Below are 1,599 nucleotides of genomic sequence, written 5' to 3' on the forward strand. Positions count from 1 at the left end.
GGTAACGTCTAAAGTTCTATGAAACCAAGTCCAAAACCGGATGTTCAAGGAGGGGGCGACCGTTATTGTATTGGATCGATGTTTGGTAGTCCAGCGAGCTTAACTCATTCGTTGCTTCCTACTGGATCTTGCTCATATTATCTGTTTCAGGGTACAGAAACTAAGCTCTAGCTGTTCTGATTTTTCAGAATATCTAAGCTGCGGTTGGTAGTTGAGATTGCGCCAGTTCGATCAACGCCAGCCACTTGTCGGGCATTCGCTCAAACGGCCGAAGCTGTGGTAATTCCACTGGAACGCGGTAACGTAGCGCTTCATGAGGTCGTAAGAAGTTGTAAGCGGCTGAATAAAGTGCTGTGTAACTCGCCGAGCCCGTGGCAGAACCAAAGCCAGTACTTGAACGGTAATTCTCTTTGTAGGAGCGATTCAAACGCTCAATGGTTTGCTTCAAGAAACGGTATTCACGACTGATCTCGTCTTTGTTTTCAAGGCCGACGACCTGATGAATGCCAAACTTGATGCCCTGTTGAGCGAAATAGATCTGCGCAACTTGGTAGATCGGGTTCGCGTCGACTACAAAGTTAAGATTCTCAGGGATCTTAGGCATCTTTTGAAGCACTTGGTTGATCGCAATCACCGCTGATTCTGTTGTGCGATTAGGCGTCACGTAGTCAGCGAGAATAAGCTTACACTTGGCGTCGTAGAAGTAGAAAATGTAGTTCCACTTACCTTTCACGCGCACGTAAGTCTCGTCGCCGACGATCTGGTCAGACAGTTTGTAAGGATAGTTTGCCCAGAACGGTCGGACAACAGCGGCGACTGCCATTTCGTAGTTGTGAATGGTTTGATGTGAGATCTTGACGCCGTGGATATCGTACATGATCGCCGCCGTTCGACGCGCCGACAGGCCATAGTTGATGTGATAGGTCAAAACAAGGCCCAGCACTTCAGGACTGGCCTGAATACGGCTGAGATCTACCGGTGCTTGAATTGGCGATTCCGGTGCGATGCCTTTGAGTTCAAAGTTGTAGGTTCGCCAAGTGTAACGCACCTTGTGTGCAGTTGGATGAACGTTGAAGTCGGCGACTTCGGCTGGCGACATTGAGGCAATCGTGCCCAACCGAAATGAGCACTTGTCGTTATAACAACACCAGACGTCAAACTTGGTCCGGCGGTTGTGAATACTCAAGCGATTCTGGCAATAAGGACAACGTAAAGCAACGGTCTTGTTCTTCTCGGCGTAGCCGTCTTGAAACTTGAACTGACAGACCTTGCACTTCAGCTGGCCACCAGCACCGTTATTGGCGTAGAGATAATCTTGTGGCGCTTGGCACCGTGGACAGGCTTGAGTCTCAAAGCTGACTGGCTTACGCCGTCTGACTGGAAGGATCGGCTTGCCATTCTTCTCAAGCGCTTCGGCTAACAATTGCTGGTAGTCGAGCTTTTCAGGTCCAATATCGGCTTGAAGTAGTGGCAGTTTCTCATCAACTTGAAACTGATTGAACCGTTTGAACACAGGCTTATCAGCCCTTGGCAGTCGTGAATGATCAAAGATTTCAGCCAGCTGAGCCAAAAGTACCAAGATAATTTGTCTTTGGAGCT

At 48.8% G+C, this 1,599-nt stretch carries 1 protein-coding gene; it reads right to left on the bottom strand.

What is annotated here, in order from left to right:
• Positions 1-193 precede the first annotated feature (193 nt).
• On the bottom strand, positions 194-1,599 hold a 1,406-nt coding region (locus ACKTSG_RS14205), incomplete at its 5' end, for a DDE-type integrase/transposase/recombinase (RefSeq protein WP_407895675.1).

Origin of the sequence: Lacticaseibacillus salsurae (assembly GCF_045862175.1) — a bacterium.
GTDB lineage: Bacteria > Bacillota > Bacilli > Lactobacillales > Lactobacillaceae > Lacticaseibacillus > Lacticaseibacillus salsurae.